Below are 22,205 nucleotides of genomic sequence, written 5' to 3'. Positions count from 1 at the left end.
TACCCTGGACGCGAGCAGTGGCAACGGCGTTCTACGGGGATTGATGGGCCGTGCACATGAACGCGATGGGGCGCGTGGTCACGATGGGGGCAGTTCTGTGAGCCACGTTCAGGACGTGAGCATTCATGACATCGACGATCAGTTCGTCGCACGGTGGCACGAGCTTGCCGAGAACGCACTCGAGCCGACCCCGTTCGCTGAGCCCGACTTCCAGCGGCACGCGGCGAAGGCGTGGCCGGGTGGATCCGCGTTGCGACTGCTCGTTGCCAGTGACGACGATGGCCGCTTCGGCATGCTCCTTCCCTACATTCGGGCGCCCTACGAGCTGCGAGGGCTGCGCTTCATCACCGCGTCCTCGCACCCCGACTACCTCACGCGTTACGTGGGGCGCTGCTATCCGCTGGTGCGGAAGGATGACCCAGCACGACACATCGGCGCCGTGCTGCATGCGCTGGGCACAGGGCAGACCCCTGGGGCGCTCGCGCTCTCCGCCCTGCCCGAGTCGACCGTCGGGGCGGCAATCCTCGCTGTCGCACGCGACGCCGGCATCTCGACATCCGATCTCGAAGGGGAGTCACGCTGGAGGTACCCCGCTGACCCCGGCGAGCGCTCCCTGGACGTCTTTGATCCGCCGGCCGGCCTGTCATCGGGCCACCGCAGGGGCCACCGGAAGCGTGCGGCCGCACTGGCGGAGACGGCGGGAGGCGAGCTGCGCGTCGAAGACTGGTCAAGCCGACCTGACGTCGCCGATGTGTTCGCCGACTTCCAGGCGCAGGGCTGGAAGGCGGATGCCGCGCGCGGTGGAGACGGGTTGGTGCTCCACCCCGAACGGCTGGCCGCGTTCCGCAGTATTCTGGCCGACTTCGCGTCGCGTGGCCGTCTGCGGGTGATGGCGGTGTGCGGTGGCGACGAGGTGCTCTACATGAGCGTCAACCTCGGCGCGGCCGCGGGCGGGTGGTTCGGCTTCTACGACGCGTACAGCGAGAAGCACCGCAGGCTGTCACCCGGAACGATCGGCCGTCACGCAGTGCTCCGCACGCTGAGGCAGGGTGAGGCCGGGGAGAGCGTCGATCCGCTGCTGCCGATGAGCGCCGCGGCCGCGGCCTCGGCGGATGGAGAGATCCGTATCGAGCCGACACTCCAGATCCTGGTCGTCCGTTCGGGTGCGCGCGCACGCGCTCTTCTCACACTCATGGCCTGGCGACGCCGGCTGCGGCGCCACAGCGCCTCACCGCATCCAGAGTCGACCCGCGCAGAGACACCCGGGATGGTCCGCGACACGCCCGCCGACGACAGCGTCACCCCATGAGAGCCCGGATCATTGACCTCGCCGCCGTCACCAGCGAGGACGAGCAGCGGTGGCGTGACCTGAGCGAAGGCGCGGAGACCGTCAACGCCTGGCTCGACCCGCGTTTCGTGGTGCCTGCGGTGCGGTGGCGCGAGATGGTCGCCGGTCTGCGGATCGTCGTGGTGGAAGACGAGCGGGGTTGGCACGGCTTGCTCCCGATCGAGGTGACCCGACCCCTGAGGAGAATCCCCCTCACGACCGCGAGCTCCCATGGCCGTTTCATGACGTGGCACGCGGACCGTCGGCACCCACTGATTCGCGCCGGCATGGTGGGAGGCGTGCTGCCATTGCTCGTCGAGGCTGCGGCCGGCCTGGGCTCGGCTGGAACGGTGCGCATCGGCGAGGTGCCCCGGGAGTCCGCGTGGATGACCGCGGCAGGCGAGCCCGCGCGGGGCCGCCGACAGACGGTCAGGCATGCCCAGACCCGGGCGCTCGTCACGATGCGTGCTGCGGAGAACGCAGTCGACTTGCACGGACTCCCGCCGGCGGACATCGTCCATCGCGCCACGCACCTCTCCAAACGCACTCGACGCAGCTTGCTGATCAACATCAGCGAGCTCGAGAAGGACCTCCTCGGCGCACCGGTGAACGTCATCGACCGCAGCGCAGAGGCGGGGATCGCAGATGCGTTCATCGACTTCCAGTCGCTCGGCTGGAAGGGCAACGCTGAGCGAGGCGGGGCGGGCTTCGCCTTGGATGAACGCCATGCGACCTGGGCGCGAGAAGTGATCGGACGCTACGCCGACGACGGGGACCTGTCGGTGTGGGCGCTGGTCGCCGGCGATCGCACGCTCGCGATGAACATCTCTCTTCGGACATCGAACGTGTGGTGTGGATTCGTCGACGCCTATGACGACACCCTGCGCCAGCAGTCACCCGGGAAGGTGCTGCGACTCACGTCCGTCATGCTGCTCACGCGGGACGGCCGTCACATGTACGACACTGGTCTCGCTGTGGCGCCGAGTGACAAGGGCGGCATGTTCAACGGCCGGGCTCCGGTGTGGGATCTCGAGTACGCGCACGGGTGGCGGGCCGCCGCTGCGCAATCCCTCATCTCGGCGGCCGAACGCTGGCGCGATCGTCAGGCACCGGGGACCTGATTCGGACGCCTCGCCTCATGGTGGATCGTCGTCGAGAGCGCTGGTGCGCCGGGGCACGCTGTGCCTCGCGCGACGATCCGGCTGCGCGATGCCGGCTCACAGGGGTGGGCCGGGCACGAGGGCTCAGGGCACCCGGGGTCCGTCCTGAGGCACCGGGACCCGCTCGACCTGGATCTCGGTCCGCCCCCACCGACTCCCCACGGCGTAGCCCAGCCGACTCGAGAGGTGAGTGAGATCGCTGAGCCGGCGGGTGCGCCCGATCTTTCGCAGCGCACGAGACGCGAGTGACCGAACGGCGATGACCCGACCATGCCGGGCTGGAGTGGGGGCAGGAGGATCCTCGCAGCGAGCGACCTGGTCCGGTTCCCACGCAGGGAGATCTGCGTACGCGGCGATCACCTCGGCGAACTTGTCGATGAGCACCCGGTTCCCCTGGCCGTACGACCTGAACTGCCGATAGGTGGCGCGCAGCCCGTCCCGGTTGGTGACATCCACCCGGGCGTCAGCGGCGTGGCCCAGATGATGGCCGAGGAGCTGGGCTCGCCAGCACAGATCGAGGTCCTCACCGGTGCGCATCCGGGAATCGAAGCCGCCGAGCTGTGTGAAGAGTTCAGCCCTGAGCCCCAAGTTTCCCGCGCCTGCGACGGGGAGCTGAGGGAAGAAGGGCATGACGTAGCGCGACCACTCGTGGAACTGGTCCTCATCCGGACGGGCATTGAGCTGCCGCCGCCGCGACGTGCCCGTCACGATCGCGTGTGAGGAGAGCGCCTGGCCCATGGCGGCCACCCAGCCGGGTGACACGACGTCATCCGCGTCGCAGAACGCCAGCTGTTCTCCGGTCGCGGCGGCGGCGCCCCGGTTGCGGGCCGCACCGGGGCCCCGCTGCTGGGACGAGTCGACGATCACCAGCCGCGGCACTCGGCCCGCGAACGCATGCGCGACCTCGGTGGTGGCATCGGTCGACCCGTTGTCGCTGACGATGACCTCCCACGCGAAGGGTGCCTGCTGGAGGGCCAGCGCCTCGAGCTCTGCCCCGAGCGTCTCAGCTGCGTTGTAGGCGGCGATGACGACGCTCAACCGCACCTCCGGCCCGGGGTCGCGCACTGTCACGGACGCGCTCCGGTGCGAGTCTGCATCGCGCGGTCCTTCGCGAGGCTCCGCACCGGCACGCGGTTCGCGAGCAGTGCACTGACGGACGTCGCCGTGAGACCTCGCGCTGCGAGGCCGGTGAGGATCAGCTCCGTCACCCGCCCCCTGTCGAACGCCGGCGCGACCTCATCGGCAGCGATCGTCTCGGGATCCCCGCGGTCATCGTGCATCAGCAGGATGCCGCCGCGGAAGGTCGAGGTGAGGGCGCGTTCCGCGATCGCGTCCTCCTCGTCGTCAAGCCAGTCCAGTCCGTCGCCGGACCACAGCACGACCTCGAGCCCAAGCCGGCGGATCGCCAGCGCCTGGCGAGGCGTGTGAGCGCCATAGGGCGGACGGTAGAGAGTGACCGGCGCGCCTGAGAGGCCTTCGACCTCGCGCGCACACGCCCGGATCATGGCGACTGCGTCGTGGGTCGACATCGTCAGGATCGAGCGGTGATCATCGCCGTGAAGCGCGACCTCGTGACCCTCGCGGGCGATGCGCCGCATGAGGTCGGGGTGGGAGCGTGCCTGGCGGGCGAGCACAAAGAACGTCGCGCGTGCGTCGTGCGCTGCGAGCACGTCGAGGATTCGAGGAGTGTGGTCCGGGTGAGGACCGTCGTCGTAGGTGAGGCCCATCACCGGATCCGTGGTGTCCACGCAGAACACGCCCAGCGCGCCGCCGACCGCATCCGGCACGGTGAACGGCACCCATCGCACGCTGGAGAAGGAGCCTCCCTGGGGGCGCGGGTCGGACTCGATGTCCCGGCGCCTGACGATCAACGAGCGTGGTCGACCGACCATCATTCCCCCAGGTGCGAGCGGATCATGAGTCTCACGCGCAGGAGCGCGGCGCGGGCGCACGCGCGTGTGAGCCGACTGTAGCGCGCTCCTTCCAGTCGTGGAAGGGCGGTGAGCCGAGAGGCCCGGTCTCACGGGGGAGGCGCCACCTGCGGCAGCGTGCGGTCGATCCTGCCGATGCGCGTGCCGGCGCGCCTGCCCATGCGCCGGGCGAACGCGGTGGGGTCCACGCGGCGGGGCATGAGCACGCGCGTCCACCGATGACCCGCTGGTGTGCTGGCCTGAGAGGCGGGGTCGAAGTTCCCGTCTCCCGACGTCTCGCGGCTCCTGTCGACGGGGGCGGACGCGGGTGGACGCCACTCACCTGCGTCGATCGCCGACGCGATGGGCGCGTACCGGTGGCGGAGCTGCCTGTCTGCGGCACCGAAGGCGAAGGCGTGACGGTATGCGGACACCACGCCACCTCGCAGCCTCACGTGGACCACCGCGTCATCGCACGGGTGCAGCGCATACCCGGCGAGCTGGAGACGACAGCACAGGTCGATGTCCTCACCGACCCGCAGTTCCTCGTCGAATCCGCGCACCTCCTCGAACGCAGCCGCGGTGACGGCCAGGTTTCCTGATCCGGCTCCGCGCATGCCAGGAAGGTAGCTGAGAGGGAAGCCGGCGGCGGCCCCCATCCCACCGGACCGGTGATTGAGTGCGGCGAAGTCGAGCGCGCCCGCCACCACATCGTGGCTGTCGAGCGCGTCGGCCAGCGCCGACAACCACCCGGCGCCGACGACGTCGTCAGCGTCGCAGAACGCGAGCGAACGCCCCGTCGCGAGGGCGGCGCCGATGTTGCGTGCAGCCGCCGGACCCCGCCTCGCCGAGGCATCGATGACGCGCAGCCGGGGGAGTCGGGGCTCCCAGGAGCGTGCAAGCACCGCGGTCCCGTCGGTGGATCCGTTGTCGGCGATGAGCACCTCGGCGTCGACGTCGCGACACTGCGGTGCGAGAGCGGAGAGCTGGGCATCGAGCGTCGTCTCGGCATTGTAGGCAGGGATGATCACGCTGATGCGTGCGCCTGCGATCATCGCGGTCCCCTCGCTCGTGGCGTGCCACACCCCACTAGGCACGACAGTAGTGGTGCACCTCCCCTCACAGGTAGAGGGTGCGGAACCGGAGCGAACCCCGCATCCGTCCCCATCGGCGTGCGACAGTGCCCCACCACCCGTATCGCCATCGCGGCACCAGTGCCACGACCGGAACGACGGCGATCAGCACGCACCAGCGGACGAGCGCGCCGATGGTGCTGGAGCGTGGCGCGCCGTGCGCCCGGAAGCGCCGGTAGGCGTCGACGGCCCCGATGCCCCAGTTGACCTGCTGACGCCACACCTCGGAGGCGCTGTCCCGCGGGTGCACGGCGACCCGCGCGCTGGCGACGCGCACCAGTGGATATCCCGCGAGCTGCATCGACCAGCAGAACACGGTGTCCTCCGAGCCCCAGGTCATATCCTCGGGAAAGCCTCCCGCTGCCTCGAGAGCGCTGATGCTGACCCCGATCCCGTTGCACGCGCCCACGGCGTCCATGAAGCCGCGGTCGGCGACGACGGCGCGCCATCCCTTCTCTGAGGAGTCCGGCAGTGCCTCGAGCCGCGCGCCGTCGTGTGGGGCGTCCCAGGTGCCGCAACAGAAGTCGGCCTGCGCGAGCGCGCGGGCCATCGCCTCGAGGAACCCCGACTCCACCGCATCGTCCGCGTCGATCCACACCACATGAGAGAAGCTGGCGTGACGTGCGCCGATGTTGCGGGCGTGAGCCGCACCACGCCTCGCCGAGGCATCCACGACGGTGACCCGCGGCAGGCGATCGCTCCAGGAGGCCGCGACGGCAGCGGTGGCGTCGGTGGAGCCATTGTCCGCGACGACGACCTCCCACGCACCGTCCCACTCCTGTGCCGCGAGCGCGCCGAGCTGGCGAGGGAGCGTGTGCGCACTGTTGAAGCAGGGGATGACGATGGACAGCGGCACTGGGGATTCGCGTGGATCCATGCCCTCACCTCATCTTCCTGGCGTGATGCTACCGCTGGCCCCACCCCCGCACTACGGTGTGCCTATGGCTGATGCTGCGCCCTTGGTGTCGTGCATCGTCGCGACCAACCGCGCGAGCCCCTTCCTCGACGAGGCGCTGCGCTCCGTGGAGTCGCAGACTCACCCTCTCATCGAGATCCTGGTGGTCGACGACGGTTCCCCCGACCCGGCCGCTCTCGCGCGCGTCACCTCCGCGCATCCCGACGTGACGGTCGTGCGGGTGCCGTCCTCCGGGGCGGCGTCAGCGCGCAATGCTGGCGTCCGGCGTGCGCGCGGCGACATCCTGGCATTCCTCGATGACGACGATCGCTGGGATCCCCACCGGATCGCGCTCCAGGTCGACGCGTTGGCGCGTGACGAGCACGCACCCGCGAGTTACGGCGACCTGCGGACGATCGACGCCGCCGGCCGCGTGATGGGCGAGCCCGACCAGTACCGGGCCACGCCTGCGGACATCGTGGCGCGGCGCGTGACCGTGATGCTTCCCAACCTGGTGGTCCGACGCGAGGCGTTCGAGGCCGTGGGCGGGTTCGACGAGCAGCTGACGCTCGCCGAGGACCTCGACCTGGTGCTGAAGCTCACGCGCATCGGCCCCCTCGCGTATGCGCCAGGGGCCATCAGCGACTACCGCACGCACGACGCCAACGTGACGCGGCGTCACCGCGCGCTTGCGGTGGCGATCCGCCAGGTGGTCACGGCGCGTCGCGACGACGACCCGCACCGCGCGGATGACTACGCCGTGAGCCTGCGCGCCAACGACAGGTTCGCGTGGTGGAGCGCCGGGCGCGTCGCACGGGCGGCGCTGCGAGGAGGACACCCGTGGAGAGCCGCACGGGAGGTGGCGTGGGCCGCGTCATTCGCGCCCGCCGCACCGGCCGATGCGGTTGCGAGACGGTTCAGACCTGGCGCCTCAGCGCGAGACTGAGGGCGGTGACGCCCGCCGCGACGCACAGGCCGGTGCCGATGAGCCCCGGGGTCATGGCGCCTGGGTGGTATCCCGCGCCTGCCCAACCGATCATCAACACCACACCGACGGCACCCATGATGGCGGCGACGCTAGCTCCGATCGCGACCAGGGACCGTGACCGTGGCGCGCCGAAAGGAAGCCACCACGCCGCCAATATCCCGACCAGGGGAGCACAGGCGACCACATCGGCGAACCGTGACGAGAAGGCCGCGACCTCGAGGGCGCCCACCGCACCGGCAGCGACCGCCAGCACCGGCACCAGCACGGCGCGGGGCACGAGTCGAGGCGAGAGCCACACCAGCACGCAGCAGCAGGCGACCGCGACCGCAAGCCGTTCGCTGGGGAGGGTGTTGATGTCATAGCCGAAGTCCCCGAGGTACGGGCGCGGCAGCAGGGCGTCATGCAGCGCCGTCGCGATCACGTACGCGATCACGGGGAGCGCGCCTGCGATCATGGCCTGCTTCCAGCGTCCACGCAGGGCGTGCACCGCGAGCAGGAGACCCGTCGGCACCACGATGGCCCACGGGGCGAGGTCGGCGGCGCGGGCCAGGGTCGGCTCGCTCCACCGTTCGCGCAGCTCGGCGCCCAGCGCCAGGGTCGAGCCGTCGAACTCCTGACCGGCGGCCGTCGTCACTGCCCACGTGTAGACGGCGATGAACACGGCCGCGCTGACCGCGGAGACGGCGATCCGCTCCTGCACCGTCGTGCGCACCGTGCTGTCCATGACGCTCCCTGAGGTGGCCGTGACCGACGGCCTGTGGTCACTCTAGCCAGCGATGCCGCTATCCCGCCTGGCCAGCACCGCGCGATGCCGTCGAAGCATCGAGGAAGCTCCGCACGTCGTCGAGCACGCGATGGTCCACCGCGTGGCCGAGCCCGGAATAGACCCGCTCCGTCAACGTGCTGTGGCGGGGCAGGAACTCAGCGGTGTGCGTCACCGCGTCACTCGGGATCACCGGGTCGGCGCCGCCCCGACCCCAGAACACGCGTGGACGCTGCTCGCTGAGGAGCGCATCGGGCGGCTGCGGCGCGTCCGTGACGAATCCGGCCAGGACCACGGTCGCCGCGATGCGCTCGGGGCGCGTGCGCAGCAGCTGCAGCGCCATCAGCCCGCCTTGAGAGAAGCCCATCGGAATGAGCGCGGTCTCGGCGCCCAGGTGGGTGTCGATCCACTCCCAGAGCGCGGCGGTCGCCGCCGCGATCGGCGCCGGGGGAGGGGTGTCGGGGAGGGTGAGGGGAAACCACGCAAAGCCGGCACCCGGCATGGGAATCGGCGCACGAAGCGAGATCCACGGCATGCCGGCCGGGAGCCACGGTGCCAGACCAGCCAGGTCGCCCTCGTGCGAGCCATAGCCATGCAGCAGCACCACGACGGGGCCGGTGGGCGGGCGCGCATCGTCCCAGTCGGGGGAGCGGGTGAAGGCAGTGATGTCCATGCCCCCAGTATCCCGGCCGGGTTCTGCGCCGGGCGCCTGCGGACCTAGGCTGGGCATGCTCACAGGTGAGCGCGCCCCCTTGACCCGCCACCGATCGGCCACCGACATGACCTCCCTGACGCCTGCCCGCACGCGGCTCGCCCTCTTCGCGCTCGCCCTCGGCGGCTTCGGCATCGGCACGACGGAGTTCGTCGCCATGGGGCTGTTGCCGGACATGGCGCGCGACCTGGTGCCGGCGTTGTGGGAGGCGAGCCCGGAAGAGGCGATCGCGCGTGCCGGCTGGATCGTCACCGCCTACGCCGCCGGCGTGGTCGCTGGTGCACCCACGATCGCGGCAATCGCGGCCCGCTACCCGCGCAAGACCGTGCTGACAGTGCTTGCGGCGGCCTTCACCCTGGGCACGGTCGCGTCAGCCCTCGCCCCCACGTTCGAGACGGTCGTGGCCGCGCGGTTCCTGGCGGGCCTTCCCCACGGCGCGTACTTCGGCATCGCGGCGCTCGTCGCGGCACGCCTCATGGGGCCGGGCAGGCGAGGCCAGGCGGTCGCGTTCGTCCTGGCGGGGCTGACGATCGCCAATGTGGTCGGCGTGCCCGCGATCACCTTCCTGGGGCAGCAGGCGGGGTGGCGCATCGCATACATGACCGTCGCGGGCCTGTTCGCACTCAGCACCGCCGCCATCCTCGCATTCGTCCCACGCGCTCCCGGGGACCCTGGCGCCACGATGGGCCGCGAGCTCCGGGCTTTCGGGCGCCCCGCGGTGTGGTTCGCGCTGCTGACCGGGGCTCTCGGCTTCGGAGGCTTCTTCGCGGTCTACAGCTATGTGTCGCCGCTCGCGACCGAGGTCACGGGAGCCACCGAGTCTCTGGTGCCGGTCGCCCTGGTGGTGCTCGGACTGGGCATGACCGCAGGCAACTTCGTCGGCGGCCGACTGGCGGATCGGGGCGCCCTCCGCGCGGTCTTCCAGCTCTTCGGTGTGTTTGTCGTCGCGCTGGTGGTGCTCATCGCGGGGGCAGGCTCGGTCCCCGGCCTGCTGATCGGCCTGTTCCTCGTGGGCGGAGCGGCTGCGGCACTGTCGCCTGCCATTCAGACCCGGCTCATGGACGTGGCCGGGGACAGCCAGACCATGGCCGCGGCGCTCAACCACTCCGCGCTCAACATCGGCAATGCGCTCGGCGCATTCCTGGGCGGGATCGTCATCGCGGCCGGGTGGGGCTACCTCGCGCCCACCTGGCTGGGCCTCGTGCTGTGCGTCCCCGGCGTCGTGTGCGCTGCGCTGGGATGGGCCGCGACCCGCGGCGACGGTGGCGCCTCCTCGGCAGACGGGCGCGACGTGCCCGATGCGCAGGAGACGGCCTTCTCCTCGTCAGCGTCGCGGTAGACCCGCACGGCACCTGTCGGGCGTGTCGCGGTGGGCCGTGCTTGACTGACTGTGCGGGCGCGGACCGCGTCCGTCACCACACGAAGGGCAGCGACATGGCAGTGCACAGCAAGGCTTCGACGGTTTGGCATGGATCCCTCGCAGAGGGCGCAGGAACCACGACTCTCGCCACGGGGGTCGCGTCTCTCGCGGTCGACTGGAAGGCCCGCGCGGAAGGCTCTGAATCGACCACCACCCCCGAGGAGCTGATCGCCGCGGCCCACGCCTCGTGCTACTCGATGGCGCTGTCGCACGCGCTCAGTGAGGCAGGCACGCCGCCGGAGCAGATCGAGACCAGCGCCGAGGTGACGTTCGTCCCCGGTGAAGGCATCACGTCATCGGTCCTCACCGTGACCGCGACGGTGCCCGGCATCGACCAGATGCGGTTCAGCGAGTTCGCGGAGGACGCCAAGGAGAACTGCCCCGTGTCTCAGGCATTGGCCGGGACTCACGTCGCCCTGGAGAGCGCGACGCTGCTCTAGCGCCTGCGCGTCAGAGCGTGCGATGCGTGAATCGACCTGCCACGAGCGTCGCGGCGACGGGCATGCGCACCAGCGCGGAGTTGACGCAATGAAGCGGGTCCGCCTCGAGCACCACCATGTCGGCGGGGCCGCCCTCCTCGACGTGCAAGGTGCCCGCCGAAGCGATCAGCGCCTGCTCACGCGTGAGGGAGTGCTCGGGGTGCCACGGCGCACGCTCGTCAGCACTGCGGTGCACCGCAGCGGCGATCGCGCGCCACGGGTCGAGGGGCGAGACGGGAGCATCCGAACCGAGAAGAAGCCGAGCGCCTGCGTCTCGGAGCGCCCCGAGCGGGAACGCGCGGTCGGCGCGGTCGGGCCAGATGCGCTCCGTGGGGTCGCGATCGTCCCAAAGGTGTTCGGGCTGCACCGACGCGGCGATCCCCAGGGCGCCGAACCGGGAGAGATCCTCGGTGCGCACCAGCTGAGCGTGCTCGATGGTCCCCTGTGCGCCGGTGCGCTCGAAAGCGTCGAGCGCATGGGTCACGGCGGCATCCCCGATCGCGTGGACGGCCGCGGTGTACCCGTGTGCGACGGTCCGGGTCAGCAACGCCTCCGACTCCTCGGGAGAGACCGTGAGGACGCCGCGGGTGTCGCGCCCCGGGTAGGGCTCGTGGCAGTAGGCGGTGCGCGTGTTGAGGGATCCGTCGGTGATGATCTTGAGCGGCCCGATGGTCAGCAGGCCTGCGGTGCCGGGGACCTCATCTCCGGTGCGCCATCCGGCCTCGAGGCGCTCATCCAACTCGGCGGGGTAGAAGCCTGAGTGCACGCGCAACGCGTGCAGGCCACGGGTCATGCGCTCAGTCCATCCCGCAAGGTTGTGCGCCATCTCGAGGTCGACGATCCCGACGACGCCACGAGATGCGGCCGCGACGGCCGCCTCCGAGATCGCGAGGTCCTCGTCGCCAGGGGCCGCCTTCTCGAGTCGCATCTGCAAGGCGAACGCATCGTCCTCGCGCAGCACCCCGGCGTCGGGAAGTCCGTAGCGGTCCCGCGCCGCGGTGTTCACCCAACACGCGTGCATATCTCCCGACAGCACCACCACCGGCCGGTGTGGAGCGACCTCGTCGAGCACCTCGGCCGTCGCCTCGTCCTCCCACATCGCGTCGCGGTACCCGTAGCCGATGATCGGCTCGTGCATCTCGATCTCGGCGACCATGCGTGCGGCGATGATCTGCCCGGCGGCGGCCGCGCTGCGCGCGCCCGAGAGATCGAGCCTGCGCCGCACAATGGCCCACTGCGTGAAGTGCACATGGTGATCCCACAGACCGGGTGTGACCCACCGGCCCTCGAGGTCGAGGACCTCGGCAGCGGGACCAGCCGGTCCGGCGCCGGTCGCCGGAGCGATCCTGGCCACCCGGCCATCGTGAACGGCAATGTCGACGGGAGCATCGCCCCCGAGCAGGCGTGCATTGCGCAGGAGAAGGTCGGTCATGAGGGGGCACCGCCAAGAGGCGTCGGAGGGCTCGGGGACGGGGCCAGGATAGCCACGGCGAGACGACTACCATCGCCACATGGCCACGCGACCACCTTCCGGAGCCATCCGCTCCGCGCGTGAAGCCATGCTCGGCGCCACCACCGCCTGGCGAGGTCTCCGGACGTGGGGCACGTCCCCCGCTCTCATGGCATGGGGGCTGCTGCCTGGGGCGATCACGACGGTGATCTTCGGTGCATCAGTCTTCGTGGTCGCCACCCGCGTCGCGGACTGGTCACGGGCGATCGCCGGCCTCGTGGTCTCGGAGGACGGGTGGGCGCAGTCGGCCGTGCAGATCATCGCGGGCCTCGCCGTGGTGGCTGCGACAGTCCTGGTCGCGGTGTACGCGTTCACGGCCGTCACCCTGACCATCGGACAGCCGTTCTTCGAGAGGATCGGCCGCGCGGTCGATGCACAGCAGGGCTTCACCGGGGCCGAGCCGGACGAGCAGTGGGCGAGGGCTCTGCTGCGCAGCGTGAGCGAAGGCGTGAGGCTCGCTCTCCTCACCCTTCCCTTCGCCGTGGGGCTGTTCCTGATCGGGCTCGTGCCGGTGGTCGGTGGGCCGGTGGCGTTCATCGCCGGCGCGACGATCGGCGGCTGGTTCCTTGCGCTCGAGCTCACGGCGTATCCGCTTGCTCGGCGGGGCCATGTCTCGCTGGCCCAGCGACGGTCGGTGCTGAGGCGTCATCGTGCGCGCGTCGGCGGCTTCGGAGCCGCCGTCTTCGTGCTGTTCCTCGTTCCCCTGGGCGCGGCGCTCTTCATGCCTGCCGCAGTGGCCGGTGCGACTCTGCTCGTCAACGACGCCAGCGGTCCGTCCCGGCCAGCGACCGCCGGGGCTACACCCGACCCAACGGTGCGGCAGAGCGTCGAAGAGCCGTGAGCACGGCGGTGACTGCGGGGTCCACGGACGTGGTCGCGCGGAGCGCCGCAAAGACGGTCCGCAGCGGCTGACCCGGCAGCGGACTGCGGGGGAGATCCGTCGGGGCCGTCATCCACATCAGTCCGGGGAGCAACGAGACCGCCTCGCCCGCGGCGACCAACGCAATATGCGCCTGGAGGTCCGCAGTCTCGTAGCGCACGTCGGGCTCGAACCCGGCGCGACGGCACGTCTGCTCCGCGTAGTGTCGCGACGCGGTTCCGCGCGGCTCCATGACCCAGGCGCTGTGCTGGTGGTCGGTCAAGGTCACCGTGGGGGTCCGCGACGCCACCGAGATCTCGTCCTCGACCAGCGTCTCCCTTCGCAGGCCGGGGTAGTGGGGCGCGGAATGGTGCGGGTACTCCTCTGCGACGACCACGTCGTAGTCGCGTGCCCACGTGTCCTCGAGGGCCTGGGCAGGCTCGCTCTGCGTGACTTGGAGACGCACGCGCGGAGCTGAGCGGCGCAGGAGCGACAGGGCGCTCGGCAAGAGCGACAGCGCCGCCGACTGGAAGAGTGCCAGCCTCACCACGCCTGCCGGCTCATCATGGGTGGCGCGCAGGTCCGACTCTGCGGCCTCGACCGCGTCCAGCACCGTGTCGGCTGCCGCGACCAGCCGTTCGCCCGCGGTCGTGAGGACGAGCCGGCGTCCTGACTTGCGCAGCAGCCGCACCCCGGTCTCCGCCTCGAGCGCCGAGAGCTGCTGCGACACGGCCGATGCGGTGTAGCCGAGACTGTCAGCGGCACCCGCGACCGTCCCACGAATGGCGAACTCGCGAAGCGTGCGAAGCCGGTGGATGTTGAGCATGGCTATAGTTCAGCACACCTTCACAATGTTCTCCAGAGACATTGGATAGACCTCAAGTGTTGAGGGGCCGCACACTGAGGCCATGGCCGTCCCCGCCGCTACCTCCGTCCACCACGACGCCGATCGTGCCGTCCACCAGGTGCAGCAGTGGCTGGCCGCGTCCACGTCGACTCGGCCCACGCTCGGCGCACGCATCATGGGCCACGCCCTGAGATCGGACGGCGGGTTGCGGTACCTGACCGAGGTGGTCGACGGCCTCGTGCGGCCGGAGGACCCCCGCGTCGCCGCCGCAGCCCTGCGGCGCGCCTCTGCCGACGCGCCCGGGCACCTCCCGGCACCCTTGGTGTGGCTGTCGCGGGCCGGAGCGGCCGCGTCTCGGGTGGCACCGCGGACCACGGTGAGGGTCGCCCGGCGCTTCGTCCGGGCCCTCGTGGCGCACCTCGTGGTCGACTCGCGCCCCCGCCGACTCTCCACCGCGCTGCGTGCTCTGCGCGCCGGGGGAGCGGAGCTGAACGTCAACCTGTTGGGAGAGGCGGTGCTGGGGCGCGGCGAGGCCGAGCGTCGCATCGACCGCACACGCGCGCTCATCGAGCACCCCGATGTGGACTACGTCTCGATCAAGGTCTCGGCTGCGACCGCTCCGCACTCGCCGTGGGACGTGGACGGCGCCGTGGAGGAGATCACCGGGGCGCTGTTCCCGCTGTACGAGGCGGCTCGCGACGCAGGCGGCACCTTCGTGAACCTGGACATGGAGGAGTATCGCGACCTCGAGGTCACTCTCGCCGTGTTCGAGCGGCTCATGCGGGACGACCGCCTGCGTGATCTGTCCGCCGGCATCGTGCTGCAGGCATATCTGCCAGAGTCGACTGCCGCACTGGAGCGCGTCCAGCGACTGGCGCAAGAGCGGGTCACGGCTGGGGGAGCAGTGCTGCGAGTCCGCATCGTCAAGGGCGCGAACCTCTCGATGGAGCGGGTGGAGTCCGAGGTGCGCGGATGGCCGCTGGCGCCGTGGTCGAGCAAGGTCGAGAGCGACGCCCACTACAAGCGGATGATCGACGCCGCCCTCACCCCGGAGTCGACCAGCAGCCTGCTCGTGGGCGTCGCCGGTCACAACCTCTTCGATGTGGCCCACGCGTGGGACAAGGCCACCCAGCGCGGCGTCGCCGACGCCGTGCAGTTCGAGATGCTGCTCGGCATGGGCGAACCGGTCGCCACCGCCGTCGCTCGCGACGTGGGGCGCCTGCGGCTCTATACGCCCGTGGTCGATCCCGCAGACTTCGATGTGGCGCTGGCCTACCTGGTGCGGCGGCTCGAGGAGGTCGCCAACCCGCAGAACTTCCTGTCTCGGCTTCCCACGCTTGCATCGTCCCCGGCCGACTTCGACCGTGAGGAACGCGCCTTCCGCGCGGCCTGCGAGCTCGCGGCTCAGACCGCGCCGTCGCCATCGCATCGCGCGGGTGGGCCCGTTCCCGCACGCCAGGTCGGCTTCCACAACGCGCCCGACGCCGATCCCGCGGTCGAGGCAGTCCGTCGCCAGGGGACCACGACCCTGGAGCGGGCCGCCTCGAGCTCGGCGGGGGTCGAGGCGATCGCCGCCGCTCGCATCGATGACGGCGATGCGCTCGCCACCGTCATCGGCGAGGTCCACGCGGGCGGAGAGCGGTGGGGACGCACCTCCGGCGCCGACCGCGGGCGCCTTCTCGACCACATCGCCGACGCGCTCGAACGCGGACGCGATGAGCTCGTGGAGGTGATGGCTTCGGAGGCTGGCAAGACCCTCGACCAGGCCGACCCCGAGGTGTCGGAGGCCATCGACTTCGCCCGCTACTACGCGCAGAGTGCTCGCGGGCTCCACAATGTGGACGGCGCCGTCCCGATGCCCCGGGCGCTGACCGTCGTGACGCCGCCATGGAACTTCCCTGTCGCGATCCCTGCGGGCTCGACTCTGGCGGCCCTCGCGGCGGGTTCAGCGGTCATCCTGAAGCCCGCCGAGGAGGCGCGCCGATGCAGCGCCGTGCTCGTCGACGTGCTGCGCGGGGCGGGAGTCCCGTCAGACCTCGTCCGCCTCGTCGACATCGATCCTCGACGACTGGGACACGCCCTGATCGGCGACCCACGGGTGGATCAGGTCATCCTCACGGGCGCCTTCGACACGGCGCAAGGGTTCCTCGACGCGCGGCCCGATCTCCACCTCCATGCGGAGACGTCAGGGAAGAACGCGATGATCATCACCCCCAGCGCGGATATGGACCTCGCGGTCCGCGACCTCGTGGCATCGGCGTTCGGACACGCCGGCCAGAAGTGCTCCGCGGCCTCCATCGCGGTGCTCGTGGGATCGGTCGCCGAGTCCCCACGGTTCCACCGGCAGCTCCGCGACGCGGTCACGTCGCTGCGCGTCGGCGACGCCACGGACCCCGGAACCCAGATGGGGCCCGTGATCGCCGAGCCCACCGGCAAGCTCGAGAGGGGACTGACGCGCCTCGACGGCGACGAGACGTGGTGGGTCGAACCCCGCCGGCTGGCCGACGGGCTGTGGACGCCCGCGGTACGAGGCTGGGTGGAGCCGGGGGCCTTCCTCCACCGCATCGAGTGCTTCGGCCCGGTGCTGGGGATCATGCGCGCGCGCGACCTCGACCACGCGATCGCTCTGGTGAACGCGGTTGACTACGGGCTTACGTCGGGGATCCACACTCTCGACGAGGACGAGATTCGGCAGTGGGTCGACAGCGTCGAGGCGGGCAACCTCTACGTCAACAAGGGCACCACCGGCGCGATCGTTCAGCGTCAGCCCTTCGGCGGCTGGAAGCGCTCGGTGGTGGGCCCCACCGTGAAGGCGGGCGGTCCCCACTACGTGGGCACGCTCACCGGATGGGCCCGCGCCGACCTTCCGGCTGACGACGGAGCCCTTCACGACGGAGCTGGGGGAGACCTTGAGCCTCGCGTCGAGGCGGTCATCCGAGCCGCCGAGCACGCGTGGGTGCGGGCGGCCGCCCTCGCAGACGAGCGCGCATGGATGCTGGAGTACGGCGTTGGCCATGATCCGACGGGCCTCGCGTGCGAGGCGAACGTGCTCCGATACGTACCGACCTCCGCGGTGGTGCGGTGGGACGGCGAGTCTGTCGACGACCTCGTCCGGGTCTGCGCCGCGATGATCCGGGCTGGAGGGCACGGCGTCGTCAGCACGGCGGAACCGCTGCCCCGACAGCTGGCCGAGGCGCTCGACGCCGCGGCCGTGCCAGTGCGCCATGAGTCGAGCGCGACCGCCATCGCGGGCCTGCGGCACGGCGGTGCGGCGCGCGTGCGCATGGTGGGCGCGGTCGATGCGGCGTGGCACGGCCACGCGGACATCGCGGTGTTCGACGGCGCCGTGACCGGCGCGCCCGCGCTCGAGCTCGTGCCCTTCCTGCGTGAGCAGGCGGTGTCGCTCACCACCCACCGCTATGGCACGCCGTTCACGCCAGCGGAGCGGATCGCCCACGACCTTCGGCGGGGCGTTCGGACCAGGGACGCGTGACGATGCGTCCGTAGGGTGGTCCCATGCGGACCGTCACGAGGCTCGGCGTTGGCGCCGCGCGACTCATTCCCTTGTTCGATGCGATCCGCGCGGAGGCCGGGGTCGATGCCGCCACGCCGGAGGAGGCGCGGCGAGAGGCCCTCGACAGCGCGGCGGAGGCCGACCCACCCCACGTGGCGGACGGGCGGGCCGATGCCACGGAGGTGCCCTTCGTCACGGTCGATCCCTCCGGTGCGCGAGACCTCGATCAGGCGGTGCACCTCGAGAGGCTTCGCGCGGGGCATCGCGTGCGATACGCGATCGCGGATGTCGGTGCACATGTGATTCCAGGGGGAGCCCTCGATCGGTTGGCGCACGCGCGCGGCGTCACGGTCTACTGTCCCGACGCCCGCGTGGGCCTGCACCCCCGTGAGATGTCGGAGGCGCACGCCTCGCTGCTGCCCGGTCAACGCACCAAGGCCGTCGTCTGGACCTTCGACGTCCTGGCGGATGGCTCAATCGACCGCGTCTCGCTCGAGCGTGCCTGGGTGCGATCACAGCGGCAGTACGCATACCGCGACCTCGTGCGCCCCACGGACGACGAGTCACGCGCCCTGGTCGAGCACTTCGCTGAGGTGGGGCGGGCGCGCCGAGGCATGGTGCGCTCCCAAGGCGGCGTCACCCTCCCCAAGCCTTCTCAGGAAGTGGAGGCACTCGGCGACCGCTTCGTGCTGCGGCTCGAGGCCGGTCGTCCCCTCGAGGATGACAACGCGCAGATCTCCCTCGCGACTGGAATGGCGGGCGCGTCACTCATGATCGCGGGTGGGGCGGGAGTTCTTCGCACCATGCCGGTGGCCGATGACGGCGCGATCACCCGCCTCCGCGCTCAGGCTCGGGCCCTGGGCGTCGCGTGGACCGCCGATCAGACCTACGCCGACGTGCTGGAGTCGCTCGACTACGACGCGCCTGCGACTGCGGCCTTCCTCGACGCGGCCACGGCACTCTTCAGGGGAGCGAGCTGGATGCCGTTCGACCTTGCAGCGGACGGCGCCGCGCTGCCGGATCCGCTCCAGCATGGCGCGCTGGGAGCCCCGTATTCCCACGTGACCGCGCCCCTGCGCAGGCTCGTGGACCGGTACGCCGCCGAGGCCGCCCTCGCATCGGCACGCGGACGCGCGGTGCCGGCATGGGCGCGGGCAGGCCTGGCAGCTGCGGCGGACGACACGGCCGCCGGCAGCAGGCGCGCGGGCGACGTGGAACGGCGGTGCATCGACGCCGTCGAGTCGGCGGTGCTGCGCAACCGGGTGGGTGACGAGTTCGAGGGTGTGGGGCTCGACGACAGGACCGTCCAGCTCGTCGACCCGCCGGTGGTCGCCCGATGCGAGGGCGACGTCCGGCCTGGGGCGCTGCAGCCGGTGCGCCTGGTGAGGGCCGAGCCACCCCTGCCGCCGCAGTTCGCCACGATCTGACCTCGCGCGCCTGCTCTTGCGGGAGAACGTCGACGCATCCACGGAACATCGCCATCGGCATCTCGGTTGACGCACACGTCCGGACAACGACGGTCGGCACCGATCACGAGGAGGCAGCGCCATGACCCCCCGAGCGTGGAGCGACAAGCGCGAACGTCAGTACGTCAAGATCAAGGAGTCCCAGATCGACTCAGGCAAGTCCACGGATGAGGCCGAGGAAATCGCCGCGCGAACCGTGAACAAGGAGCGGGCACGTGCGGGGGAGTCTGAGCAGTCGTCGACCACTTCGACCGACGACATCTCGAGCGGGAGGCGGGGCGGCCTTCGTTCGCATTCCGGTGAGCGGGGCCGCACCCGCGATCAGTTGTACGCGGAGGCCAAGCGCAAGGGCGTGAAGGGCCGCTCGAGCATGACCAAGGCTGAACTCGAGCAAGCGCTCGAACGCTGACCTCGCAGAGGCGAGTCCCGCGTCCTAGGCTGGAGGTGCAGGCCCTACCTGCCGTCCTGAAAGGAGACGCACATGTCGGATCAGAAGTCCACGGAGACCCGTCACTACCGGTTCGAACAGATCCGTGCTCGCGAGCTCGCGCGAGGTGCCTCTGACGATGAGGCGACACGCATCGCGACCGAGACGGTCGACAAGGTCATCGCGGCGGAGGACGAGTCCAAGTAGACTCCCGGGCGTGGAGGAGCCGCGCGATCTCGAAAGCATGACGCCGACGGAGGCGACCGCGCGAGACCTCCCCGTCAGAGTGAGCAGCGCGGTGTGGACGGTGCCGAACGTCATCTCGATGGTGCGCATCGGACTCATCGGAGTTTTTGGATGGCTCCTGGTGGTGGGCTACGACCTGTGGGCTGTGGGTGCGCTCGTCGCCGCGGGCGTCAGTGACTTCCTCGACGGATTTCTCGCGCGCCGATGGCAGCAGGTCACAGTGCTGGGTCGACTTCTCGATCCCGCGGCCGACAGGCTGCTGACCATCGTCGTGGTCATCGCGCTCGCCCTGCGCGGTGCGGTGCCGTGGTGGCTCGTGGCGGTGCTGCTCGCCCGTGACGCGATGGTGGCGACGGTCATCCTGGTGGGGCGCACTCACCACGTGTCCACTCCTCAGGTGACGTTCACCGGCAAGGCGGCGACCGCAGCGCTCTACGTGTTCCTGCCGCTCGCGTTCCTTGCGCACGACCGGTGGGACGGCGTGCATGTCGCCGCGATCACCGGCGCGTGCGCCGCGGCAGGCCTCTACTGGATATCGGGGATCGCCTACGTCCGGGACGTGGCGCAACGATCACGCGCCGGTGAGATCGGCGCGTCCGCCCGCACCGGCCAAGAGCACCTAGGATGATGGGGACGGTCAACGTGAGAAAGGTGGCGTCATGACGTACGACGAAAGCCCCGTCGAGCGCACGATGTCGCTCGACGCTCAGATGCCGGTGGATGAGCACGCTCCTCACCGCCTCTCGCCGCAGGACCAGACCGCGGTGGATGCGCTTGATGAGGACTGCGCGCTCCTGATCGTGCACCACGGCCCCAACCAGGGAGCTCGCTTCCTCCTGGACGTGGACGTCACGACTGCAGGGCGCTCGGTCTCCGGGGACATCTTCCTCGACGACGTCACGGTGAGCCGTGAGCACGTGCAGTTCATCCGCGACGGCAAGAAGTTCTTCGTGAAGGATTCCGGCTCGCTCAACGGCACGTACGTGAACCGTGAGCCGGTGACCGAGGTCGAGCTGCACGACGGCGACGAGGTCCAGATCGGCAAGTACCGCATGAGCTTCTACCCCGGAACGGCCAGCTGACACCAATGACCGCGCTCAGGGCCGTGGACGCCGCGTCCAGCGGCTCAGCGCACCTTGCCGATCGCGCTCAGCAGACTGACGAGTCGGCACCCCGCCTCGTGGGCGGGCACTGGCCGCACGCTCTCTCCAGGGAGCCCATGCTCCGCGTGAGTGACGTGCTCCAGCAGCTCGGGAACGAATTCCCCGCCCTGACGCCGTCCAAGCTGCGCTTCCTCGACAGCAACGGTCTCGTGTCCCCGCACCGGACGGCCTCCGGGTACCGCCAGTACTCTCCGGCGGACATCGAACGCTTGAGGTTCGTCCTTCGCGAGCAGCGCGACCACTTCCGTCCGCTCAGCGTGATCGCGGACAGCCTCGCGGCGCTCGACTCCGGTCGCATGCATCTTGCTGTCATGCCGCACGCCGTCGAGGACACGGCCCATTACCTCACTCCGGGAGAACTGGCGCAGGCCGCCGGCGTCCCGGAGTCCGTCATCGCCGTGCTCGAGGCCGAGGATGTGGTGGAGCGGCGCGTTCCTGGCCGGTTCGAACGCGCGTGCGTGCCGCTGGTGGTCGCGGGCGGCGCATATCTCGCCGCCGGCGGGGATGCCCGATCGCTCAAGGCCCTCGTGCGTGCCGCCGGCCGGGAGGCGGAGCTCGTGGCGTCCGCGTCGGCGCCGGCGCGCGGCAGAGGAGACGATGCCACGGCCGATGCGCTCGTCAGCGCCCGTGCCGACGCCGCGGTCGCGGTGTTCAGCGCTTGTGTGCACGAGCAGATCGACCGATAGACCAGGACAGGGGCGACACGCCACCGGCGCGACGGCGATGTCGTTGACCGGCGAGGGCCGCCGCTCTACCGTGGTGGCGAGGGTTCACACACAAGGAGAAGCGATGTCAGAGCAGGATGGTCCAGGGCTGACCTCAGTGTCCGACCAGGGCATCCTGTTTGACGACGGCCTCGCGCACCTCGACGAGAACACCGGCTATCGCGGCCCCACGGCCTGCAAGGCCGCAGGCATCACCTACCGGCAGCTGGACTACTGGGCCCGCACGGGGCTCGTCGAGCCCAGCGTGAAGGCCGCCACGGGTTCCGGCACTCAACGCCTCTACGGATTCCGGGACATCCTGGTGCTCCGCGTGGTCAAGCGCCTGCTCGACTCGGGAGTCTCTCTCCAGCAGATCCGTTCTGCGGTGGGCACTCTCCGCGAGCGGGGCGTCGAGGATCTGTCCCGCATCACGTTGATGTCCGACGGCGCCTCAGTGTACGAATGCACGTCCGACGACGAGGTCATCGACCTCGTCCAGGGTGGCCAGGGAGTCTTCGGCATCGCCCTGGGCAAGGTCTGGCGCGAGCTCGAAGGATCACTCTCGTCTCTTCCCGCGGACCGGGGCGACGCTCCCGCATCGGCCACCACCCAGGTCGACGATCTCGCCGACCGCCGCGCGAAGCGCTCGACAGCGAGCTGACCAGCCGCGCCTCCTGCCGCT

22 protein-coding genes are annotated in these 22,205 nt (G+C 70.5%); 14 read left to right on the top strand and 8 right to left on the bottom strand.

All coding sequences use genetic code 11. The features are described from left to right. Positions 1-115 precede the first annotated feature (115 nt). The gene (locus AOP72_RS06190) at positions 116-1,309 is read left to right on the top strand and encodes a GNAT family N-acetyltransferase (protein ID WP_193746369.1); all 1,194 of its coding nucleotides are present in this window, start codon (positions 116-118) and stop codon (positions 1,307-1,309) included. After that, a complete protein-coding gene (locus AOP72_RS06185; RefSeq protein ID WP_062133836.1) occupies positions 1,306-2,448 on the top strand; it encodes a GNAT family N-acetyltransferase in 1,143 nt (380 codons plus the stop codon). The genes AOP72_RS06190 and AOP72_RS06185 overlap by 4 nt, the downstream gene beginning before the upstream one ends. Positions 2,449-2,571: 123 nt before the next feature. Here the strand turns inward: AOP72_RS06185 and AOP72_RS06180 are convergent, their stop codons facing one another. The 4 genes from AOP72_RS06180 to AOP72_RS06165 form a co-directional block, all read right to left on the bottom strand. Then, positions 2,572-3,558, bottom strand: a complete 987-nt coding sequence (locus tag AOP72_RS06180) for a glycosyltransferase family 2 protein (protein ID WP_062133833.1) — start codon at positions 3,556-3,558, stop codon at positions 2,572-2,574. Next, complete coding sequence (locus AOP72_RS06175) at positions 3,555-4,286, bottom strand: polysaccharide deacetylase family protein (RefSeq protein WP_193746368.1); 732 nt, start codon at positions 4,284-4,286, stop codon at positions 3,555-3,557. The genes AOP72_RS06180 and AOP72_RS06175 overlap by 4 nt, the downstream gene beginning before the upstream one ends. Before the next feature lie 221 nt (positions 4,287-4,507). Continuing rightward, positions 4,508-5,452 (bottom strand): glycosyltransferase family 2 protein, encoded by a 945-nt coding sequence (locus tag AOP72_RS06170; protein WP_152650265.1) that lies wholly within the window; start codon positions 5,450-5,452, stop codon positions 4,508-4,510. Between the two features lie 64 nt (positions 5,453-5,516). Beyond that, positions 5,517-6,407, bottom strand: coding sequence for a glycosyltransferase family 2 protein (locus tag AOP72_RS06165; RefSeq protein WP_062133825.1), 891 nt, complete (start codon positions 6,405-6,407; stop codon positions 5,517-5,519). A gap of 64 nt (positions 6,408-6,471) precedes the next feature. Here AOP72_RS06165 and AOP72_RS06160 point away from each other — a divergent pair, with 64 nt between their 5' ends. Beyond that, positions 6,472-7,371: a glycosyltransferase family 2 protein gene (locus tag AOP72_RS06160; RefSeq protein WP_062133822.1), complete on the top strand. Its 900-nt coding sequence runs from the start codon at positions 6,472-6,474 to the stop codon at positions 7,369-7,371. Here the strand turns inward: AOP72_RS06160 and AOP72_RS06155 are convergent. After that, positions 7,343-8,137, bottom strand: a complete 795-nt coding sequence (locus AOP72_RS06155; RefSeq protein ID WP_062133819.1) for a hypothetical protein — start codon at positions 8,135-8,137, stop codon at positions 7,343-7,345. The two genes, AOP72_RS06160 and AOP72_RS06155, sit on opposite strands and share 29 nt — an antisense overlap. A gap of 58 nt (positions 8,138-8,195) precedes the next feature. Continuing rightward, on the bottom strand, positions 8,196-8,849 hold the full coding sequence (locus AOP72_RS06150; protein WP_062133815.1) for an alpha/beta hydrolase: 654 nt from the start codon (positions 8,847-8,849) through the stop codon (positions 8,196-8,198). A gap of 106 nt (positions 8,850-8,955) precedes the next feature. Between AOP72_RS06150 and AOP72_RS06145 the strand changes: the two genes are divergently transcribed. Both AOP72_RS06145 and AOP72_RS06140 read left to right on the top strand, forming a co-directional pair. After that, complete coding sequence (locus AOP72_RS06145) at positions 8,956-10,227, top strand: MFS transporter (RefSeq protein WP_084631383.1); 1,272 nt, start codon at positions 8,956-8,958, stop codon at positions 10,225-10,227. Between the two features lie 95 nt (positions 10,228-10,322). After that, on the top strand, positions 10,323-10,748 hold the full coding sequence (locus AOP72_RS06140; protein WP_062133811.1) for an OsmC family peroxiredoxin: 426 nt from the start codon (positions 10,323-10,325) through the stop codon (positions 10,746-10,748). A 10-nt stretch (positions 10,749-10,758) separates the two neighbouring features. On the opposite strand, the gene AOP72_RS06135 is transcribed toward AOP72_RS06140, so the two are convergent. Further along, positions 10,759-12,219, bottom strand: coding sequence for an amidohydrolase (locus AOP72_RS06135; protein ID WP_062133809.1), 1,461 nt, complete (start codon positions 12,217-12,219; stop codon positions 10,759-10,761). Between the two features lie 79 nt (positions 12,220-12,298). Between AOP72_RS06135 and AOP72_RS06130 the strand changes: the two genes are divergently transcribed. Continuing rightward, positions 12,299-13,138, top strand: a complete 840-nt coding sequence (locus tag AOP72_RS06130; protein WP_084631380.1) for an EI24 domain-containing protein — start codon at positions 12,299-12,301, stop codon at positions 13,136-13,138. Here AOP72_RS06130 and AOP72_RS06125 read toward each other — a convergent pair. Next, positions 13,095-13,982 (bottom strand): LysR family transcriptional regulator, encoded by an 888-nt coding sequence (locus tag AOP72_RS06125; RefSeq protein WP_062133801.1) that lies wholly within the window; start codon positions 13,980-13,982, stop codon positions 13,095-13,097. The two genes, AOP72_RS06130 and AOP72_RS06125, sit on opposite strands and share 44 nt — an antisense overlap. 82 nt (positions 13,983-14,064) lie before the next feature. On the opposite strand from AOP72_RS06125, the gene AOP72_RS06120 reads away from it, so the two are divergent. From AOP72_RS06120 to AOP72_RS06090, 8 genes are all read left to right on the top strand, one after another. Further along, a complete protein-coding gene (locus AOP72_RS06120; protein ID WP_062133798.1) occupies positions 14,065-17,496 on the top strand; it encodes a proline dehydrogenase family protein in 3,432 nt (1,143 codons plus the stop codon). 23 nt (positions 17,497-17,519) lie between these two features. Continuing rightward, the gene (locus tag AOP72_RS06115; RefSeq protein ID WP_062133791.1) at positions 17,520-18,944 is read left to right on the top strand and encodes an RNB domain-containing ribonuclease; all 1,425 of its coding nucleotides are present in this window, start codon (positions 17,520-17,522) and stop codon (positions 18,942-18,944) included. Between the two features lie 121 nt (positions 18,945-19,065). Continuing rightward, on the top strand, positions 19,066-19,392 hold the full coding sequence (locus tag AOP72_RS06110) for a hypothetical protein (protein WP_062133790.1): 327 nt from the start codon (positions 19,066-19,068) through the stop codon (positions 19,390-19,392). Positions 19,393-19,464: 72 nt separating this feature from the next. Continuing rightward, a complete protein-coding gene (locus AOP72_RS13540; protein ID WP_193746367.1) occupies positions 19,465-19,617 on the top strand; it encodes a hypothetical protein in 153 nt (50 codons plus the stop codon). A 10-nt stretch (positions 19,618-19,627) separates the two neighbouring features. Continuing rightward, the gene (locus AOP72_RS06105; protein ID WP_193746366.1) at positions 19,628-20,284 is read left to right on the top strand and encodes a CDP-alcohol phosphatidyltransferase family protein; all 657 of its coding nucleotides are present in this window, start codon (positions 19,628-19,630) and stop codon (positions 20,282-20,284) included. Between the two features lie 31 nt (positions 20,285-20,315). Continuing rightward, a complete protein-coding gene (locus AOP72_RS06100; protein WP_062133788.1) occupies positions 20,316-20,738 on the top strand; it encodes an FHA domain-containing protein in 423 nt (140 codons plus the stop codon). 137 nt (positions 20,739-20,875) lie between these two features. Further along, a complete protein-coding gene (gene ftsR / locus AOP72_RS06095) occupies positions 20,876-21,505 on the top strand; it encodes a transcriptional regulator FtsR (protein ID WP_238581622.1) in 630 nt (209 codons plus the stop codon). A 103-nt stretch (positions 21,506-21,608) separates the two neighbouring features. Then, entirely contained in the window at positions 21,609-22,184 is a 576-nt protein-coding gene (locus AOP72_RS06090) for a MerR family transcriptional regulator (RefSeq protein WP_062133785.1), read from the top strand. Positions 22,185-22,205 lie beyond the last annotated feature (21 nt).

Source organism: Demequina aestuarii, assembly GCF_000975095.1.
Classification (GTDB): Bacteria; Actinomycetota; Actinomycetes; order Actinomycetales; family Demequinaceae; genus Demequina; species Demequina aestuarii.
The sequence above is the reverse complement of the archived record's forward strand: the minus strand, read 5'-3'. Positions and strand labels throughout refer to the sequence as shown.

Bases quoted from the DNA above. Each gene is read 5' to 3' on its own strand.
- AOP72_RS06185 (WP_062133836.1), top strand. From the start codon at position 1,306: ATGAGAGCCCGGATCATTGACCTCGCCGCCGTCACCAGCGAGGACGAG.
- AOP72_RS06170 (WP_152650265.1), bottom strand. From the start codon at position 5,452: ATGATCGCAGGCGCACGCATCAGCGTGATCATCCCTGCCTACAATGCC.
- AOP72_RS06165 (WP_062133825.1), bottom strand. From the start codon at position 6,407: ATGGATCCACGCGAATCCCCAGTGCCGCTGTCCATCGTCATCCCCTGC.
- AOP72_RS06160 (WP_062133822.1), top strand. From the start codon at position 6,472: ATGGCTGATGCTGCGCCCTTGGTGTCGTGCATCGTCGCGACCAACCGC.
- AOP72_RS06155 (WP_062133819.1), bottom strand. From the start codon at position 8,137: ATGGACAGCACGGTGCGCACGACGGTGCAGGAGCGGATCGCCGTCTCC.
- AOP72_RS06150 (WP_062133815.1), bottom strand. From the start codon at position 8,849: ATGGACATCACTGCCTTCACCCGCTCCCCCGACTGGGACGATGCGCGC.
- AOP72_RS06145 (WP_084631383.1), top strand. From the start codon at position 8,956: ATGACCTCCCTGACGCCTGCCCGCACGCGGCTCGCCCTCTTCGCGCTC.
- AOP72_RS06140 (WP_062133811.1), top strand. From the start codon at position 10,323: ATGGCAGTGCACAGCAAGGCTTCGACGGTTTGGCATGGATCCCTCGCA.
- AOP72_RS06135 (WP_062133809.1), bottom strand. From the start codon at position 12,219: ATGACCGACCTTCTCCTGCGCAATGCACGCCTGCTCGGGGGCGATGCT.
- AOP72_RS06130 (WP_084631380.1), top strand. From the start codon at position 12,299: ATGGCCACGCGACCACCTTCCGGAGCCATCCGCTCCGCGCGTGAAGCC.
- AOP72_RS06125 (WP_062133801.1), bottom strand. From the start codon at position 13,982: ATGCTCAACATCCACCGGCTTCGCACGCTTCGCGAGTTCGCCATTCGT.
- AOP72_RS06120 (WP_062133798.1), top strand. From the start codon at position 14,065: ATGGCCGTCCCCGCCGCTACCTCCGTCCACCACGACGCCGATCGTGCC.
- AOP72_RS06115 (WP_062133791.1), top strand. From the start codon at position 17,520: ATGCGGACCGTCACGAGGCTCGGCGTTGGCGCCGCGCGACTCATTCCC.
- AOP72_RS06110 (WP_062133790.1), top strand. From the start codon at position 19,066: ATGACCCCCCGAGCGTGGAGCGACAAGCGCGAACGTCAGTACGTCAAG.
- AOP72_RS13540 (WP_193746367.1), top strand. From the start codon at position 19,465: ATGTCGGATCAGAAGTCCACGGAGACCCGTCACTACCGGTTCGAACAG.
- AOP72_RS06100 (WP_062133788.1), top strand. From the start codon at position 20,316: ATGACGTACGACGAAAGCCCCGTCGAGCGCACGATGTCGCTCGACGCT.
- ftsR (WP_238581622.1), top strand. From the start codon at position 20,876: ATGCTCCGCGTGAGTGACGTGCTCCAGCAGCTCGGGAACGAATTCCCC.
- AOP72_RS06090 (WP_062133785.1), top strand. From the start codon at position 21,609: ATGTCAGAGCAGGATGGTCCAGGGCTGACCTCAGTGTCCGACCAGGGC.